Source organism: Nitrospira sp. (assembly GCA_030692565.1).
Taxonomy (GTDB): domain Bacteria; phylum Nitrospirota; class Nitrospiria; order Nitrospirales; family Nitrospiraceae; genus Nitrospira_D.
On record JAUYAO010000014.1, the window covers coordinates 19,516 to 35,680 of the forward strand.

15 protein-coding genes and 1 tRNA gene are annotated in these 16,165 nt (G+C 56.4%); 6 read left to right on the forward strand and 10 right to left on the reverse strand.

Annotation, left to right across the window (positions count from 1 at the left end; all coding sequences use genetic code 11):
• Nucleotides 1–15: 15 nt before the first annotated feature.
• From Q8N04_03385 to rph, 3 genes are all read right to left on the reverse strand, one after another.
• A tRNA-Pro gene (locus Q8N04_03385) sits at nucleotides 16–92 on the reverse strand.
• A complete protein-coding gene (locus Q8N04_03390) occupies nucleotides 83–700 on the reverse strand; it encodes an XTP/dITP diphosphatase (protein MDP3089693.1) in 618 nt (205 codons plus the stop codon). Before Q8N04_03390 ends, Q8N04_03385 begins: the two co-directional genes overlap by 10 nt.
• Before the next feature lie 9 nt (nucleotides 701–709).
• Nucleotides 710–1,453, reverse strand: coding sequence for a ribonuclease PH (gene rph / locus Q8N04_03395; protein ID MDP3089694.1), 744 nt, complete (start codon nucleotides 1,451–1,453; stop codon nucleotides 710–712).
• 440 nt (nucleotides 1,454–1,893) lie between these two features.
• Between rph and Q8N04_03400 the strand changes: the two genes are divergently transcribed.
• Both Q8N04_03400 and Q8N04_03405 read left to right on the forward strand, forming a co-directional pair.
• Entirely contained in the window at nucleotides 1,894–3,033 is a 1,140-nt protein-coding gene (locus Q8N04_03400; protein ID MDP3089695.1) for a response regulator, read from the forward strand.
• A 134-nt stretch (nucleotides 3,034–3,167) separates the two neighbouring features.
• Entirely contained in the window at nucleotides 3,168–3,674 is a 507-nt protein-coding gene (locus Q8N04_03405; GenBank protein MDP3089696.1) for a hypothetical protein, read from the forward strand.
• A 75-nt stretch (nucleotides 3,675–3,749) separates the two neighbouring features.
• On the opposite strand, the gene metH is transcribed toward Q8N04_03405, so the two are convergent.
• Complete coding sequence (gene metH / locus Q8N04_03410; GenBank protein MDP3089697.1) at nucleotides 3,750–7,445, reverse strand: methionine synthase; 3,696 nt, start codon at nucleotides 7,443–7,445, stop codon at nucleotides 3,750–3,752.
• Nucleotides 7,446–7,580: 135 nt separating this feature from the next.
• Here metH and Q8N04_03415 point away from each other — a divergent pair, with 135 nt between their 5' ends.
• Nucleotides 7,581–8,363, forward strand: a complete 783-nt coding sequence (locus Q8N04_03415) for a hypothetical protein (protein ID MDP3089698.1) — start codon at nucleotides 7,581–7,583, stop codon at nucleotides 8,361–8,363.
• 37 nt (nucleotides 8,364–8,400) lie between these two features.
• Here Q8N04_03415 and Q8N04_03420 read toward each other — a convergent pair whose 3' ends face one another.
• The gene (locus tag Q8N04_03420; GenBank protein ID MDP3089699.1) at nucleotides 8,401–9,036 is read right to left on the reverse strand and encodes a DUF4124 domain-containing protein; all 636 of its coding nucleotides are present in this window, start codon (nucleotides 9,034–9,036) and stop codon (nucleotides 8,401–8,403) included.
• A 158-nt stretch (nucleotides 9,037–9,194) separates the two neighbouring features.
• Between Q8N04_03420 and Q8N04_03425 the strand changes: the two genes are divergently transcribed.
• Entirely contained in the window at nucleotides 9,195–9,638 is a 444-nt protein-coding gene (locus Q8N04_03425; GenBank protein MDP3089700.1) for a hypothetical protein, read from the forward strand.
• 35 nt (nucleotides 9,639–9,673) lie between these two features.
• Here the strand turns inward: Q8N04_03425 and Q8N04_03430 are convergent, their stop codons facing one another.
• Both Q8N04_03430 and Q8N04_03435 read right to left on the reverse strand, forming a co-directional pair.
• Complete coding sequence (locus Q8N04_03430; GenBank protein ID MDP3089701.1) at nucleotides 9,674–9,910, reverse strand: DUF2007 domain-containing protein; 237 nt, start codon at nucleotides 9,908–9,910, stop codon at nucleotides 9,674–9,676.
• A 92-nt stretch (nucleotides 9,911–10,002) separates the two neighbouring features.
• A complete protein-coding gene (locus Q8N04_03435) occupies nucleotides 10,003–10,284 on the reverse strand; it encodes a hypothetical protein (GenBank protein ID MDP3089702.1) in 282 nt (93 codons plus the stop codon).
• 59 nt (nucleotides 10,285–10,343) lie between these two features.
• On the opposite strand from Q8N04_03435, the gene Q8N04_03440 reads away from it, so the two are divergent.
• Nucleotides 10,344–11,093 (forward strand): iron-containing redox enzyme family protein, encoded by a 750-nt coding sequence (locus tag Q8N04_03440; GenBank protein ID MDP3089703.1) that lies wholly within the window; start codon nucleotides 10,344–10,346, stop codon nucleotides 11,091–11,093.
• Nucleotides 11,094–11,179: 86 nt separating this feature from the next.
• Complete coding sequence (locus Q8N04_03445) at nucleotides 11,180–11,977, forward strand: SUMF1/EgtB/PvdO family nonheme iron enzyme (GenBank protein MDP3089704.1); 798 nt, start codon at nucleotides 11,180–11,182, stop codon at nucleotides 11,975–11,977.
• A gap of 20 nt (nucleotides 11,978–11,997) precedes the next feature.
• On the opposite strand, the gene Q8N04_03450 is transcribed toward Q8N04_03445, so the two are convergent.
• The 3 genes from Q8N04_03450 to Q8N04_03460 form a co-directional block, all read right to left on the reverse strand.
• Nucleotides 11,998–12,516: a PilZ domain-containing protein gene (locus Q8N04_03450; GenBank protein MDP3089705.1), complete on the reverse strand. Its 519-nt coding sequence runs from the start codon at nucleotides 12,514–12,516 to the stop codon at nucleotides 11,998–12,000.
• A gap of 226 nt (nucleotides 12,517–12,742) precedes the next feature.
• Complete coding sequence (locus tag Q8N04_03455) at nucleotides 12,743–14,011, reverse strand: DUF1501 domain-containing protein (GenBank protein ID MDP3089706.1); 1,269 nt, start codon at nucleotides 14,009–14,011, stop codon at nucleotides 12,743–12,745.
• A 95-nt stretch (nucleotides 14,012–14,106) separates the two neighbouring features.
• On the reverse strand, nucleotides 14,107–15,912 hold the full coding sequence (locus Q8N04_03460) for a DUF1800 domain-containing protein (protein MDP3089707.1): 1,806 nt from the start codon (nucleotides 15,910–15,912) through the stop codon (nucleotides 14,107–14,109).
• Between the last annotated feature and the right edge of the window lie 253 nt (nucleotides 15,913–16,165).

The following is a 16,165-nucleotide window of genomic DNA, read 5'->3' on the forward strand; positions in this document are numbered from 1 at the left end:
GCACGAAGTGCGGTTTGGTCGGGGCGAGAGGATTTGAACCTCCGACATCCTGCTCCCAAAGCAGGCGCGCTACCGGGCTGCGCTACGCCCCGACGATGCTCTCAGACTGCCGTGCGCGAAGGAGTTCCTTGGCTTGCAGAAACGCCTTTGCGCGATGACTGATACGATTTTTCTGCTCAGCAGAAATCTCTGCTAGCGTCGCCTTCAAGTCCGGCACATAGAAGACCGGATCGTATCCGAATCCTTTTGACCCGCTGGCCTTGTCCGTAATATACCCGGTTAAAACCCCCTGCGTCACCTGAACGGGTTCGCCCGGTACGGCGATGGCCGCTACCGTAATGAATCGAGCGGTCCGTCGCTCGTGCGGAACGCCCTCGAGCTCCTGAACCAACTTGCGACAATTATCTTCGTAGGTGGCGTGCTCCCCCGCATAGCGGGCTGCATAGACGCCAGGCCTGCCATCCAGTGCGTCCACTTCCAGCCCGGTATCATCGGCCACGGCCGTCAACCCCGTTGCCCTCGCAATCTCGCAAGCCTTCTTGATGGCATTGGCCTCACAGGTCGCACCGTCTTCTTCAACTTCAGGTGCGTGCGGAAAATCAGCCAGCGTGCGGATCCGAATGCCCAAATCGCCAAGCAAGGCCGCCAATTCTTCGACTTTGTGCCTGTTTCTCGTCGCGAGGACGACTTCTGAAATCACAGCGACCTGCTAGTCTAAGGAACCGATAAGTTCTTTTTGAATGGCCGTGAGCCGCTGAATGGCCTGCCATCCAAGATTCAAAAACTCGTCCATATCCTGCTTGGCAAAGGGAGTCTTTTCCGCAGTTCCTTGAACCTCGACATACCGACCTCGGCCGGTCATCACAAGATTCATATCCACTTCGGCCATGGAGTCTTCGGTATAGGCCAAATCCACCATGACTTCCCCGCCGACTTTACCGACACTAATCGCCGCCAAATAGTCAGTCAGCGGAAGGCGCCTGATCATATCTTTCTTCTTCAGCACCATGAACGCGTCTGCCAAGGCAATAAACGCCCCGGTAATCGACGCGGTCCTGGTTCCCCCGTCGGCTTGAATCACGTCGCAGTCGATCCAGATGCTCCGCTCACCCATTTGCGTCATGTCGGTCACGGACCGCAACGCGCGGCCAACCAGCCGTTGGATTTCCAGCGTTCTTCCGCCCTGCTTTCCTTTGACGGCTTCCCGGGAAGTCCGCTCATGGGTCGCACGGGGAAGCATGGAATATTCGGCCGTCACCCATCCGCTGCCTTTTCCTTTGAGAAACGGGGGCACTTTCTCTTCGATCGACGCCGTGCAAATGACCTTGGTATCCCCCATTTCAATGAGGACCGATCCTTCGGCGTGTTTGGTAAAATTCCTCGTCACTTTGACCGGCCGATGCTGGTCCTTCCGTCTGCCATCAAATCGTACTAATCCGGCTGCCGCACTCATCGCATACTCCCCTTCTCGTCTTCAAAAGTAAGAGCGGGATTATAGTGGAGCCCTATCCAAAGCGCAAACCAACACCCACCGACTGCTTCCGAGCAATTTCTACTCCGCCAGTCCCTCTCTATGTACGAAATACGCCTACGCCGCAGACACATTCTGTACATATCGCTGTTGAGTCGACCGCCTGGATCCTCGTCACACAACGAACAGAAGATTTCGTCTGAAAGACACGAACGGCTTGCTGGTAAAGACATTTCATGCGACGCTCAGTCCCATGGATCACAGTCTGCAGAGGGTCGAAACATCCGGCGCGTCGACGCCATTGATTGGCACAAAAGGTGCAGAATATCGGGCAGTTCACGTGACTCTCAAGAGTCCACAAAACAAGCCGATAATGATTCTACACAACAGCCTTCGCTCAACCTCAATGCCGCAATAACTCCATGCCTACTTCGCCTGATCGGGATACACAACAAGCTCTCCTTGAAAACCGGAATATTCTGGTCGTCGACGATGAGGAACCGATTCGCCGCCTACTGGGCTACATGCTCCAAACCCATGGCTATACCGTCACACTTGCCGCCGATGCGCGTGAAGCCCGCCAGAAGATTGAGGAACAGCCCTTCGCCTTGATGCTGTGCGACGTGAACATGCCCGGAGAATCCGGCATGGATCTCGTCCGTAACCTGCTTGTGGACCGTCCCCACATTGCCGCCATCATGGTCACCGGACTCGATAGCTCCGTGCTGGCAAACGCCGCTCTCGACATGGGAGCGTTCGGGTATATCGTCAAGCCATTCGAATCAAACGAAGTGCTTATCGATGTCGCCAATGCCTTGCGCCGTCGCCGCTTGGAAATGGAAAACCGCTTACATCGAGACAATCTTGAAGACATCGTCAGAACCAGAACGATGGCTTTGCAACAGGCCCTTGAGTGGCTGGAACGCAGCGAGAAAGAACTCCGCCTCTCCCGGGAAGAAACCATCGAACGATTGGCGATCGCCGCTGAGTTCCGTGATAGCTCGACCGCCCAGCATATCCAGCGGATGAGCCACTATTGCGAATTGCTGGCACGCAAGGTAGGTCTGGCGCCTGAGCGGGTTGACCTGATTCGGACCGCCAGCCCGATGCATGATATCGGCAAGATAGGAACTCCGGATCACGTGCTTCTTAAGCCGGGGAAATTCACCGCGGCGGAGTTTGACGTCATCTCCCAGCACGCAGAGATCGGTTATAAGATTCTCTCTGGATCTGACTCGGAGCTCCTGAAAGTCGCCGCAATCATTGCATGGACACATCACGAACGGTATGACGGAACCGGATACCCCCGCAAGTTGAAAGGCGAGGAGATCCCCATCGAGGGACGCATTGCCTCTATCGCTGATAACTTCGATGCCATGACCACGGCCCGAGTCTACAAACCGGCCTTTGACTTCGAACACGCCCGCGACTTGATGATCAAAGAACGCGGCAGACACTTCGACCCGCAATTACTCGATCTCTTCCTGTCATCCCCCGAGGATCTCCGCCGCATTCACGAGCAATACGCTGACCATTCACGGCAAGATCCCACAGCCGCTTAGCGCATTCTTCGCAATTCGTTGACCCCTTTTCACCTCACCGATATACTTTTTTCATTCCACCGGAACCACGCACCACTACGTTCCGAAAGCTGTCCGATACCGACATCCGTGATGAGATGAAAGGGTCGCCGATCATGGCCAAGAAGACCACTGCGGTCCAGAAGCGGACTGCGAACAGAAATTGGATTGCCTACCTTTGTGAAGCGTTGGTGACATCCGGTGTCATGCCGACGTGGGAAGCCGCCACGTATCTCACCGAAAACCTCTTCGGAGAAAAGCCCAACCCTCGACTCTTGAGTCCCTCCCATGCGCATGAGATGACCGCCCAGTTTCTGCGTCGACTCTACGCACCGATTGCCGAAGCGGCCATGCGAGACAGCCATCTTCCGGCATCAGAGAAGCTCCACGTATTCACCGACATTAGCCTAACCGGGAACTCGGCCGTTCTCGTGGTCCATCTCTCAAGGGCCGACCACACTCAGCACCTGTTGCTCCTGGATCCCGCAAAAGCGTGGGACCTCGTGTTTGCCGACGCAGAATCGTTCAACTCGTGGGCTGAGGCCCGCTACCGTTCGATCTTCCAAGCGCTCCAAACAGCCCGTCTGAATGCATCCAAGGATGTGCTTGAGACAGCCGTCTAGCCTCTGCCCCAACCACACTCCTCACGCCTTGCGCGCGATCCAACAGGATTTTCAGGACTTAGGAACCGGAAACCGCTAGGAGGATTCGTAGTTGAGATTCGGCGAGAGCCAGCGCTCGACTGTGCGCAAGTCCATCCCTTTTCGGCTGGCATAGTCTTCGACTTGATCCTTTCCGATCTTCCCCACCGCAAAATATTTCGCCTCCGGATGAGCGAAGTAGAACCCGCTGACGGCCGCAGCCGGCAACATGGCAAAGCTCTCGGTCAGCGTGATGGCGGCGTTCTGTTCGACCTGAAGCAGATCAAACAAGAGCCGCTTCTCCGTATGGTCGGGGCAGGCTGGATAGCCTGGCGCCGGTCGGATGCCGCGATATTTTTCGCGAATCAGCTCTTCGGTAGATAGCGTCTCCTGTGTTCCATACCCCCACTCTTCGCGGACACGTTTATGGAGATACTCCGCAAACGCCTCGGCCAGTCGATCCGCCAGAGCTTTTGCCATAATCGAGTTATAGTCGTCATGATCCTTATCGAAACGACGACACAATGCATCCAGGCCGATGCCCGCCGTCACCGCAAATGCCCCGAGATGATCCTTCCGGCCTGATTCCCGGGGTGCCACATAGTCGGCCAGTGCGAGATTCGGTTGCCCCTGAGGCTTTTCCGACTGCTGTCTGAGCGTATGGATAGTTGTGACTCCCTGGCTCTGCGCACCATCGTGATAGAGTTCAATGTCATCGCCCGCACTTGCTGCGGGGAAAAATCCGTACACGCCCTTCGCGGTCAGCAGCTTCTTCTCTATAATCTCATCCAGCAGTCGACGTGCATCATCATAGAGTTCTTTTGCCTTCGGACCGACCGTGGCGTCCTCGAAGATCCCCGGATACCGGCCCTTTAACTCCCACGTATGAAAGAACGGCGACCAATCGATAAAAGGCAGCAATTCCCTCAACGGTTGGTCATTGATTGTCCGCACGCCCAGGAAGGACGGCACAGGAATCTCCACGGTCGTCCAGTCGGTACTGAGGCTATTGGCGCGTGCTTTCGCGATCGGCAAGACCGGCTTGGTCCCGCGATCTTGATGCGCCTGCCGCATCCGATCGTAATCATCTCGGACTTGTTGCACAAACGCGGCCTTCTGCGACGGACTAATCAGACTGCCCACGACACCGACCGCCCGTGAGGCATCCAACACATGGACCACCGATGGCGTATAGGACGGGGCGATCTTCACCGCCGTGTGAGCCTTGCTGGTTGTTGCGCCGCCAATGAGAAGCGGCACGGTAAACCCTTCGCGGGTCATTTCCTTGGCGACATGCACCATTTCGTCCAGTGAAGGCGTAATGAGCCCACTCAACCCGATCACATCGACCTGAAGCTCCTTGGCCGTTGCCAGAATTTTCTCACAGGACACCATCACGCCAAGATCGATCACCTCATAATTATTGCAACCCAACACCACTCCGACGATGTTCTTCCCGATGTCGTGCACATCGCCCTTCACCGTGGCGAGCAAGACCTTCCCTTGCGCCTGATAGCCTCCCGCTCGCTTCTTTTCTTCTTCCATATAAGGCATGAGGTAGGCGACGGATTTTTTCATGACCCGGGCGCTCTTCACGACTTGCGGCAGGAACATTTTTCCGGAACCAAACAGATCCCCGACGACGTTCATCCCGGCCATCAACGGCCCCTCGATCACCGACAAGGGCTTCGGATACTTCTGCCGTGCCTCTTCCGTATCCTGATCGATGTAGTCCGTAATGCCTTTGACGAGGGCGTGCGAAAGGCGCTCCTCAACCGTCCCTTTGCGCCACTCGTCATCTTTGACGACCGCCTTTCCCTTTTGCTTCACCGTCTCGGCAAAATTCACGAGCCGTTCGGTGGCATCCGGACGCCGGTTCAGCAGCACATCTTCTACAAGTCCTAGCAGGTCTTTGGGAATCTCTTCATACACGGCCAATTGACCGGCATTGACAATCCCCATATCGAGGCCGGCCTTGATGGCATGATAGAGAAAGGCCGCATGCATCGCTTCACGGACCACGTTGTTCCCGCGAAATGAGAACGAGATATTACTGATGCCGCCGCTCACTTTCGCACCAGGCAGATGCTGCTTAATCCACCGGGTGGCCTCGATAAAATTCACCGCATAGTTGTTGTGCTCTTCGATACCGGTCGCAACGGTTAAAATGTTGGGATCGAAAATAATATCGGTCGCAGGCAAGCCTACCCGTTCCGTTAAAATCTTATAGGAGCGCGCGCAGATTTCTTTCTTTCGCTCCAATGTATCGGCTTGCCCCTGTTCGTCGAATGCCATGACGACGACGGCAGCCCCATACCGATGGACCAGCGTCGCCTGCTGGACAAACTTTTCCTCGCCCTCTTTGAGGCTGATGCTGTTGACAATGGCCTTCCCCTGAATATTCTTCAGACCCGTCTCCAGCACCTCCCACTTGGAGCTGTCGACCATGATCGGCACTTTGCAAATATCCGGTTCCGAGGCGATGAGACGGAGAAACTTCTCCATCGCCGCCTTGGAATCCAACATGCCTTCATCCATATTGATGTCGATGATCTGCGCGCCACCTTCGACCTGTTGTCGCGCCACAGAAAGGGCCGCTTCGTAGTCGCCGGCCAGGATCAGCTTTGAAAAGGCCGGCGAGCCGGTCACGTTGGTCCGCTCACCGATATTCACGAAGTTCGAATCCGGGCGGAGCGTGACGGCTTCCAGCCCGCTCAAACGCGTATAGGGGGCGATCGTGGGAATCGGCCGTGGCTTCAGGCCTCGCACGACTTCAGCAATCTTCTTGATATGGTCCGGTGTCGTCCCGCAACAGCCGCCCACGATATTGAGCCAGCCGTTCTGCGCCCAGTCCCGCAACTGGGGCGCCAGCGTGTCCGGTGTCTCGGGAAATCCCGTGGGCAGGAGCGGATTGGGCAATCCGGCATTGGGATGCGAGCTGATATAGATCGGGGCGATCTGCGACAGCTCTTCGATCAACGGCCGCATTTCCTTCGGCCCCAAAGCGCAGTTCATTCCGACGCTCAGTAACGGCACATGGGAAATTGAGTTCCAGAAGGCTTCAACCGTTTGACCTGTCACACCCCGATTGCTGCCGGCTTGGATGAATGTCACGGAAGCCATGACAGGCACCCGGCGGCCACCCTGGTCGAAGACCTGTTGGATGGCAAAGAATGCCGCCTTGGCGTTGAGTGTGTCGAAGATCGTTTCGACGAGCAGCAGATCAGCCCCGCCGTCGAGCAGGCCACGCACCTGGTCACTGTAGGCCGCGACAAGCTCTTCGTAGGTCGTTCCCCGAGCCGCCGAGTTGTTGACGTCCGTCGAGATCGATGATGTTTTGGTCGTTGGCCCGATAGCCCCGGCCACGAAGCATTGCCGACCGGGCTGAGCCGCCTGCACCTTGAGGACCGCCTGCTTGGCGCATTTGGCCCCGGCCTTAGACAGTTCGTAGCCCAACGTCCCCATGTGATAGTCCGCCAGGGAGATCGCTTGAGAATTGAACGTGTTCGTTTCAACAATATCGGCTCCGGCTTCGAGATACTGCCGGTGAATATCTTCAATAATGGCCGGCTGCGTGATATTCAATAAATCATTGTGGCCCTTGAGGTCCTGCTTCCAGTCTTTGAACCGCTCGCCGCGAAAGGCCGCTTCATCCAGCCTCCGCTGTTGAATCATGGTCCCCATCGCTCCATCGAGGATCAGGATTCGGCTCTTGATGAGCTGCTCGATCGACGTCTGTGAAGAATTGCCCACTGGTGCATGTCTCCCGTGACAAATATTACAAGAATACCATGATACTGAAAGGGTATCGGACCAGCAAGCCAGGCCGCTTTCTTGACAGACCTTCAACCCTGTCGATACGATACCCGCACTAGACGGAGGATACCATTGCCGACTCGACCATCTAGGTACCGCCTCACGTGGTTGCTCCTACTCGGCGCTCTGCTGTGCATCCCGTACACCCTCACGGCCGCACCCTACTTTGAAGACGGTTTCCTGGGCCTGACCCAACGTGAACTTCACGAACGGCTGGGGATGCCGCAGGCGGTACGGGATAGGAAGTCGGCCCTTCGGGTCTTCAGCTATTACCCTATCACCGACTGGCAAAAGTACTTCAGCAAACTGGTGTCGCCCGAAAATGGCGAAGACGTCTACACGTTCACCAGAAGCGGCATCGACGTCCGGTACTCCTTCGCCTACGCCGTCGACCCCAACGATTCGAGCGAGACTCGCCCCCTGTATGTCCGGCTTGTAGATATTGAATTCACACCGCCGGTTCCCATTGCGCAAGTCCCCTCGCTCGTTCCCGAGTTCAGCCCTTCCAACGATTCCCAGGCACCGGCCTTTCGATCGAACATCTGGGTCCTGCTTTTTAAGGGGCCCCCGTCAGACGCCGCGCGCTTTTTGATTAAAGAGAAAGGAAAGGAGCAACTGGACTGGACACTGACCTATCAGCTCTTTTCGCTGCAAGGCCTGCCTGATCGCTTGACCACGAAGGCAACGATCGACCGCATGGAAATCAGCACGCAAAGCCTCCAATTGGTCAAACAGCGCCAGCGTCATACCCACGAGGCCATCGTGAACCCCTACTCGCCTGAATTTTCAGAACGGATGACTCCTTCGCCCGCTCCCCAACCCAAGAAGATTCCGGTGCCCCACTACGCTGAATAGAACGCCTCATTAAGAGAGACTGGCAGGGCGTGTCCGCCTACGGCCCGACCTGTTTGAGACGATCTTGTTGAGCTTGTCCCACTGCCGTCACGCGTCCCTTCATACTCGTCATTGGACCATTGTCACTTACATAGAGCAGAACCGGTGTCGCCACGCCAAGCGTCACCAGTAGGCAGAGAGCCAGCAGACGCATCAATTGGCTCTTGCTAAAATACATCAGCAGCAAAAGCACAACCGCTGCCGCACCGGCATAGTTCACAATCTGCGATTGCGATGAGTTCATGTCTGATGATGGGGCCGTTGATGGTACCGAGACTGTTTTCGTGGAAGCAGAGGGAAATGCGATACCGAACCCCTGAAGGAGTTCCGTCACTTTCTGCTTCATTGCCGCAATCGGCGGCAATGCGATGGCCTTCACGGAATCAAATGCTGACGGGGGACGCTCCTGGGGCGCCGCCTGCTCATGGGTCTTCACTTTGGCCCGGTACTTCTCCGGAATGTTTTCCATCGAATCGCTAAACCGGGGATTGCCTTGCTCGTCGATATAGGAATAAATCGTCGTCGCATGGGCCTGGAAGGGATACGGATCCATGCCAAGCAGCAATAATCCGGCCAGCATGATCCATCCCAACCTCGGCCGAATTGATCCGGTCCGATACGCAAATCGTTTCATCGTTGACCTCATCCATGCTCAAGGGGTCGCACCACGACCGTCGTGTCCTTGGCCAGGGCTACCCTGCTAAATTATCCTGAGTTCATGCCCTCTTAGCTTGACTCGCCCTACCCCCCTTAGTTAGCATGCGCCAGCTCATTCAGGAAGCAATTACGACTATGGAACAGACGCCTTCTGCCTCCGAACAGGTCCCCGTCCACCAGGACGAGCCATCGTTTATTCGACGCCCCCTCGTCCGTAAAATCATCTATGCAGGGCTGGCTCTCTCGTTCCTGATGATGGTCGTGGTCCCTCTTGCCGTTCAGCTGAGAGATCCTGATTTTCAGAAACATATTGAGCAGCGCCGAGTGATGGCCGGCATGTCGAAAGACCAGGTCCTCAAAGCCTGGGGAGGGCCGCAGACGATTAATACGTCCTTCACGAAGGACGGACTACGTCGCGAGGAATGGATTTTCGAAGATTGGATCAGTGCGGCCGAGGTGAAGCACCGGTATCTCTACTTCGAAGAAGGCCTGCTGATCGGCGGGTGGTATGAAGGATCCGGGGAACGTAAACCCGTCGACCTCCCGGCCGACTCTCCCCATCCAAAAATTCCGCGATGACCGAGGCGTGAGAGCGAGTGGTCACATGCGATCCGCTACGGCGATGGTGCAACTTCTCGAATCGACAGACGCAAGCGGCTGATCAGCGCGGTTGCCCGCTCCCATTCGGATTCGTCCACCATCACCTGGCAACACAACTCGAAGACACCAGGATACAGACTGCTCACGTGTTCATCCTGAAATAAGCATGCAATGCCGTTGGCCTCGCACAGGCTTTTGATGATCCCAAGCTCCCCGATATCCTGAGCCGTAGTCAAATACCGCATTCGCATGAGGAAATTACCGCTCCTTACCCTAAGGATCGAGGAGAAAACCTTGCGGGCATTTGCACTTTTTGCAGAGCCGCTTTACACTCAGACATCAGTTAGGGCGTTTCTCTGATTTGCACGCGACGCTCTCGGCCACCGCCGGAAACCGTCAGGACTCGTTTCCACTCACGAATCTGATAGATTGCCCAAGCATTTGGCTGGCCTTTATAAAATGCTGTGGCGTCTTCACCCGTGGCGTTGAGGAAGATGGGTTCTGTAAACCCTTCTTCGAGCACATAGTCCAGCAGGCAATCCGTGGAAAAGCCGGGCCCCTGCAAGGCGATATCGGCCAGTAGGGTCAGGATCTCGTCGGGGTTTTGAATAGTAATTGGATTCATCGCTGTCCTCTCAGAATCTGAGGATTCTAACGAGACGGCCTTCAAGAAGGCAAGATACGATGGCATCACGACTGACACAAGCCCGCTTTCTCGACGCATTGCTCAAAGTCATGGACGGCAAACACCATTGGGCATGGGATCACTTCGCCACCGGACGATTGACCAAAGACCAGCTCAAGGTTCACTTTCAGCAGGAATACTTTGTGTACGTCCGCGATTTCCCCGTCTTCCTCTCCCGAATTCATGGCCACAACCCACCACCATCCGTTCGGCGCATGCTGGCGGAAAATATCTATGAAGAAGACACCGGGGGGCTCTCACTCGGTAAATCTCATCCAGAACTCTTCCTCACGATGATGGACGGGCTAGGATTCTCCGCAAAAGATTTCGAACAGATCCGCCCCTTGCCCGCCAGCCGAGCCTATCGCGCCTGGTTAGACCGGGTCTCTAAACAGCCCACCTGGGTCCTGGGCGCCGCCGCCCTTACCATTTTTGTGGAAGGCAGCGTCAAAGACCGGAAAGAACTGCGGGAGCCCTCCAAGCCGAAGACGGCGGAGGAGATCGAGACGACCATAAAAAACCATCCCCTTGTCCGCTATCATGGCAACTCTCCGGATTGCATGGATCTCATTCGGGCTCATCAGCTCGTTGAATCCGGTCATCGGCACGATGCCTACGACATGGTTACTCAAAACGCTCCATCTGCGACAACGCAACAGGCCATTCTCAGCACAGTGAAGCGCAGTCTGCGACTATGGCTCACCTATCGTGATGCAGTCTCCAAAGCCTGCGGCCTCAAAAAGCCCTAACGCCGGTAGGAATGAGAGGCCTTCTCCATACTCTCCTTATCCTATGTTCGATACTGCCCGCTTTGGGCGCCGACGCTCCCCCTGAGATGGCACTGATCCCCTCCGGGGAATATCGTATGGGCACCGCGGAGGGTAGCGACGGCCTCACCGACGAACATCCCGAGCGGCTGGTCTTCCTCCACGCATTCCTCCTTGACCGGTTCGAAGTGACCAATGAGGACTATGCCGCTTTTGTCCAATCGACCGGTCACCGCCCGCCGGCAAACAATAATCCGGCGTCGACGATCTGGGACGGCGCTACCTATCTACACGCCATCGCCAAACACCCCGTAGTGAATGTGAGCTGGGACGATGCCGTGGCCTATTGCCAATGGTCTGGCAAGCGCTTGCCCACCGAAGCCGAATGGGAAAAGGCCGCGCGAGGAACCGACGGACGCCGCTATCCCTGGGGCAACGACTGGAGTTGGACGAAAGCGAATAGCGCCAGCTATTGGGCCGGACAAACCATTGAGTTTCAAAGCGGCGCCGATTGGGAGGCGTTCTGGATCAAAGGCGATGGCGCACGGCTGGTTAAAGAGAACGGTATCAAGGGAGAAGTTTTGACCCTGCCCGTGGGAAGCTTCCCTGACGGAGCCAGCCCGTACGGTATCCACGACCTCGCCGGCAACGCCGCCGAATGGGTGCACGATTGGTATGATCCGAACTACTACCGGTCGGCTCCACTCAGTGACCCAAGCGGACCCGAGCGGGGTGCCATTAAGTCCATGCGAGGCGGATCCTGGTTGAAACCGGCGATCAGCTTACGGACCAGCGATCGCGACTGGGGAATCATGGACAGCCGCCCGAGCGGCACAGGGTTTCGATGCGCCAAAGATAGTTTCTGACGACGGCTTCTCCATCGAGGCTAAGCCGCTTGTGACCTCACGTTCACGCCCTGCGAGAGTGTGCTGAAAAACTGACTCAATTGGGCTGCAGGCTCCGGCTCCATCCGTTCAAGTTTCACCCCGCACTCCCCCCCCTCTACCCAACGCACAACCGCACGGGCAATCGGTAGTGACGAGGCCGCACCGGGCAACGTGATGTCAAGGCTCAGCATCGTTCCTGGGACCAATGCTTCCTGTCCTTTGAGACGCCATCCCTCTCTTGTCATATCCACCACAACGCCCTCTCTGATCTGCCCATTGATGCAATACCGAACAGGACAACGAATCTCGTACCGATAGCGTCTCCGCACATAGTGGAAATAGGCTGGCGTCGTTTCACTCACATAGTCTGTTTTCCATCTTTTTGTCGAGGCTCTACGGGATCGACTACCACCAGTCCACATCAGAGCGCGATGCCAATCCAGATCAGCGACCCGTGCAAGGGCATAGGCCGCAATCGTCGCCACCCCCAAAATGCCAAGCAACTCAAGAATACTCATTCTCCAGCCTCCCATAGCAGACACGAGCCAGATAAAATCGTGCTGATAGAGAGAACTGTACCCTGGAAAGCTAGCTTTGGTTAGAGTGCAGAATGGTTAGTTCGAAAGGGGGGACTAATAGGAGACGACACGTACCAACGCCAACCAATACAACTGCTGGCTGGTAGTGCTAATCCCTCAGGGACAACGACAACCGCCCATGGCAAGCATCTCCCGGCCACGGCCACTAGACGAACAGCCCGACGGGCGTATGGACATGGCCGGGCAGGACAGCGCCGAGCTCCGAGGTGCTGGCGCCAAAATGCTTGACCAGCACATCAGCAAACACGTCCCTGAATTCCACCGTCGGTCTGATGTACCGCCCTTCATCGAGATTGGCCTCCGTTAATGAACTGGGCCAGCCTGCAGCGCCTTTGTACACCCCACCCTTCACCGATCCCCCAACCAGAAACCATGCCGAAGCCTTGCCATGGTCCGTCCCCCCGCTCGCATTTTGTCTCACGGTCCGACCGAATTCAGTACAGGTCAGCACCACCACATTATTCATTAACGGCCCCAGATCATCGACAAAGGCACGGATGCCTCCGGAAAAGTCCGCGAGTCGCCCGGCTTGACGATTGGCTGCCGCGCCACCTGCCCCCTGATCGTCATGCGTATCCCACCCGCCAATATCCACGGTGGCCACCTCAAGCCCGAGGCCCGAACGAATAATATGAGCCAGATCCCGCATTTCCCGTCCGAACGTCGTATTGGGATACGTGGCACCGTTTTGCGGAGCAGCGGCGCCAATTCCCTCGATCGCAGCGACTCGATTCATGAGTTCAGGCCCCAGTGCGTGCACCGCGGATCGAGCTGGGTTCGTCGTGCTCGACGCCGGATCTTGGGCGTACATTGCGCGTAGATTCGCCTCCAACGCGGCCTTGGATGACCCAAGTCGGGCGAAGCTGAACGAGGACACATCGGTCAGCGAAGGAACCAGCACGGTTCCACGCAGAGACTTGGCGACATCGTCGCCGATCGCAGCGGCTCGAATGGTGGACGCCCCTGCGGCCGGCACGGCAGCCAGATAACGATTCAACCATCCGTCTCGCTGATCCGGGAAACCATGCTCGATGGTGTCCTGGTCCGTAAAATGCGACTGCGTACTTCCAGCAAATCCCGCCGCCGGCAGAATCGCCAAACGATTGCTGGTGTAGAGTCCGTGTAAAGGAAGAATGGAGGGATGCATCGCAAAGCCAGTCCCCGCTAGGTCAAGTCCGGACCCATCGCCGGATCCCGGCGGCAAGATACCGATGCCGCCATTGGTTGATCGGGGACGCATCACATAGTACTGGGGATCCGAATAGGGCACGATGGTATTCAGACCGTCGTTACCGCCGCGTTGAAAGACGACCACCAGCGTCTTGCCCGCATTGCTCGCCGCATGCGCCCGGCTCTGAAAGAGCATTTCCAACGGAAACATGTTGGCGGCCAACGCGGTAGCGGCCAAACCCATGGCCCTTTTCAACACAGTCCGACGTGATACCTGTTGGAACGCCGATGAGCAGCAATGACCGTGATCCATGATTGTACCTCTCGATGATCGTCCAACTATTGATAGAGATAGCGCGGATTCGTAAGGATGCTCGCCAGCGTTCGATCCAGCGCCGCCTCTGTGCTGGAATTGTCCAAATTAAACGTTCCGCCACCGCTTCGCAGTGTGGTCAGATAGATCTGATACTCCGTCGCCGTGGCCACCCGATCCGTCGTAAGATTCAGGAGAAAACCTAAGACCTCCGCCTCGGTCCTCAAACCAAGATTCTTCAGCCACAGACGTGTCTGTCCCCCGCTCGTATCCGATCCGAATCGGATGGTCGAGCCATACCCGGGGATGGTGGCTTCGTAAGCCATGGCCGTCTCATGAAACAAGACGTACGTGTTCAACCAATGCTCGGATTTTTCTTTATATCCAGTCGGTGGAGGCATTTCGAACAACCCCTGCCCGGTCGCCGTCAACCGCCGACGGATAGGCTCATGCGATGACCACACTCCAAGATTGCGATAGAGCCCGACGACGTACTCCAAAGGCGTCTTCACGAGACTTCGATAGTTGGCCACATTATTGAAGTCCGCCGACGTGACGATGGCGATCAGCACTTTGCGTATATCGCCTCCTGAATCGCTAAAGACCGACGCCACTTCGGTGATCAGCGCTGAAGACGGTGTTTCACTGACGAAATATTCGCAAAGCTTCTCCGCCAAATGCCGCGCGGTTGATGGATGGCTGGCCGCAATCTGCAACACTCGCTCCCCTTCGGTCGGTCCACTCCCATCAAACGCCACCGACTGCCCCAGCACCGTTTTAGTTCCCGGACTGTGCCGACTGGAAATAAATCTGAAGCCAGGCGCCGAGCCTTCCGGCACCGTCCAACCGGTAAACGCTTTGGCGACCTCATCGATATCCGTCTGCGTATATCCCGCTGGATGGCCCTGCTCATCCACTCCAAGAGTGTGAAGTTCCAAGACCTCGCGCGCATAATTCTCATTCGGATTCTCTTTCTTGTTCACATCAGTATTCAGGTACACCATCATAGCCGGACTCTTGCCGCTGGTAATCAACAAGTCCACAAACCTGCCATAGGCTCGAGCCCGGAAGGCTTCATTCTCATAGACTTCGTATTGGCCCAGGAAATGCGACCGATAGTCGGTATTGAAATGGTTGTCCCAGAAATAGACCATCTTTTCGAGCAACTGACGCCGGCTATAGAGCTTCCTGATGAGATCATGGTCCTGCACTTGCTGAAGCTGCGGCTTCAATACAGTCGGCTCAGGATCGTCTTTCTTCCAAGTACCCTGCGCAGCCGTCAAACGAAAGTCTGTATCGGTATCCACGATTGGAATCGCGGCAGGTAATGGGGAAGTTGAATGGAGATTCGTCGGCCAGGGCTGTCTCGGATCGAGGCCCAGCTGTTCCTTCATATAGCCAGTAGCCCATTCTCTAGCCTGGGCCGCTGTCATATGAGACACCATATTGAGTTGATTGGGAGTGCCTCCAAAGGTTAGACGATTCAAGACGTGATAGCCGAACCAGTTTGCCGGCGCTGCCGGAAGCCCCGAGGTAGGAGGGTCGAGCGGAGGGGCCGGCGTTGCGATCGTCTCAGGAGGAAGCGGGCTGGAGATCACGCGCGTGAGTCCTGGAATTCCGGCGGACAATCGCTGAATGCTCTTAGTGGATGGCCTCGACGCCCCCCCAACAACCGAACTGGCCAATGCGCTGGATGCAGGTGCAGCCGCTGCCATCGCAGGGCCGGCACTCGGTGCGGCGGCAGCCATGGCCGTAATCCCACTCATCATCGTAGACAGACCGGCCCCGGCCATCGCCGGCGCTCCGGATGGAAGGGAACTCCCTGGTTTCATCCCACTCGTACTCTCTTCCATCTTCGCTTGTGCCTGCGCCCTTGGTTCTATCGCCGATAATCGCTGAGACTCAGCAGCCGGTGTCTTGATGGTCGCCTTGGCTTTCTTCTTCCTGGAAGGCTTCTGGACAGGTTCTGAAACCGGGGAAGTCGTTGCCCCCTCCTTCCCCCCCGACAGGCCAGAATCAGCCGGCCGAACAGGTTTGAGAAGCGAGTGTCGCGGTGCAGAAGCAGAATCTGAAACCGGATGCACT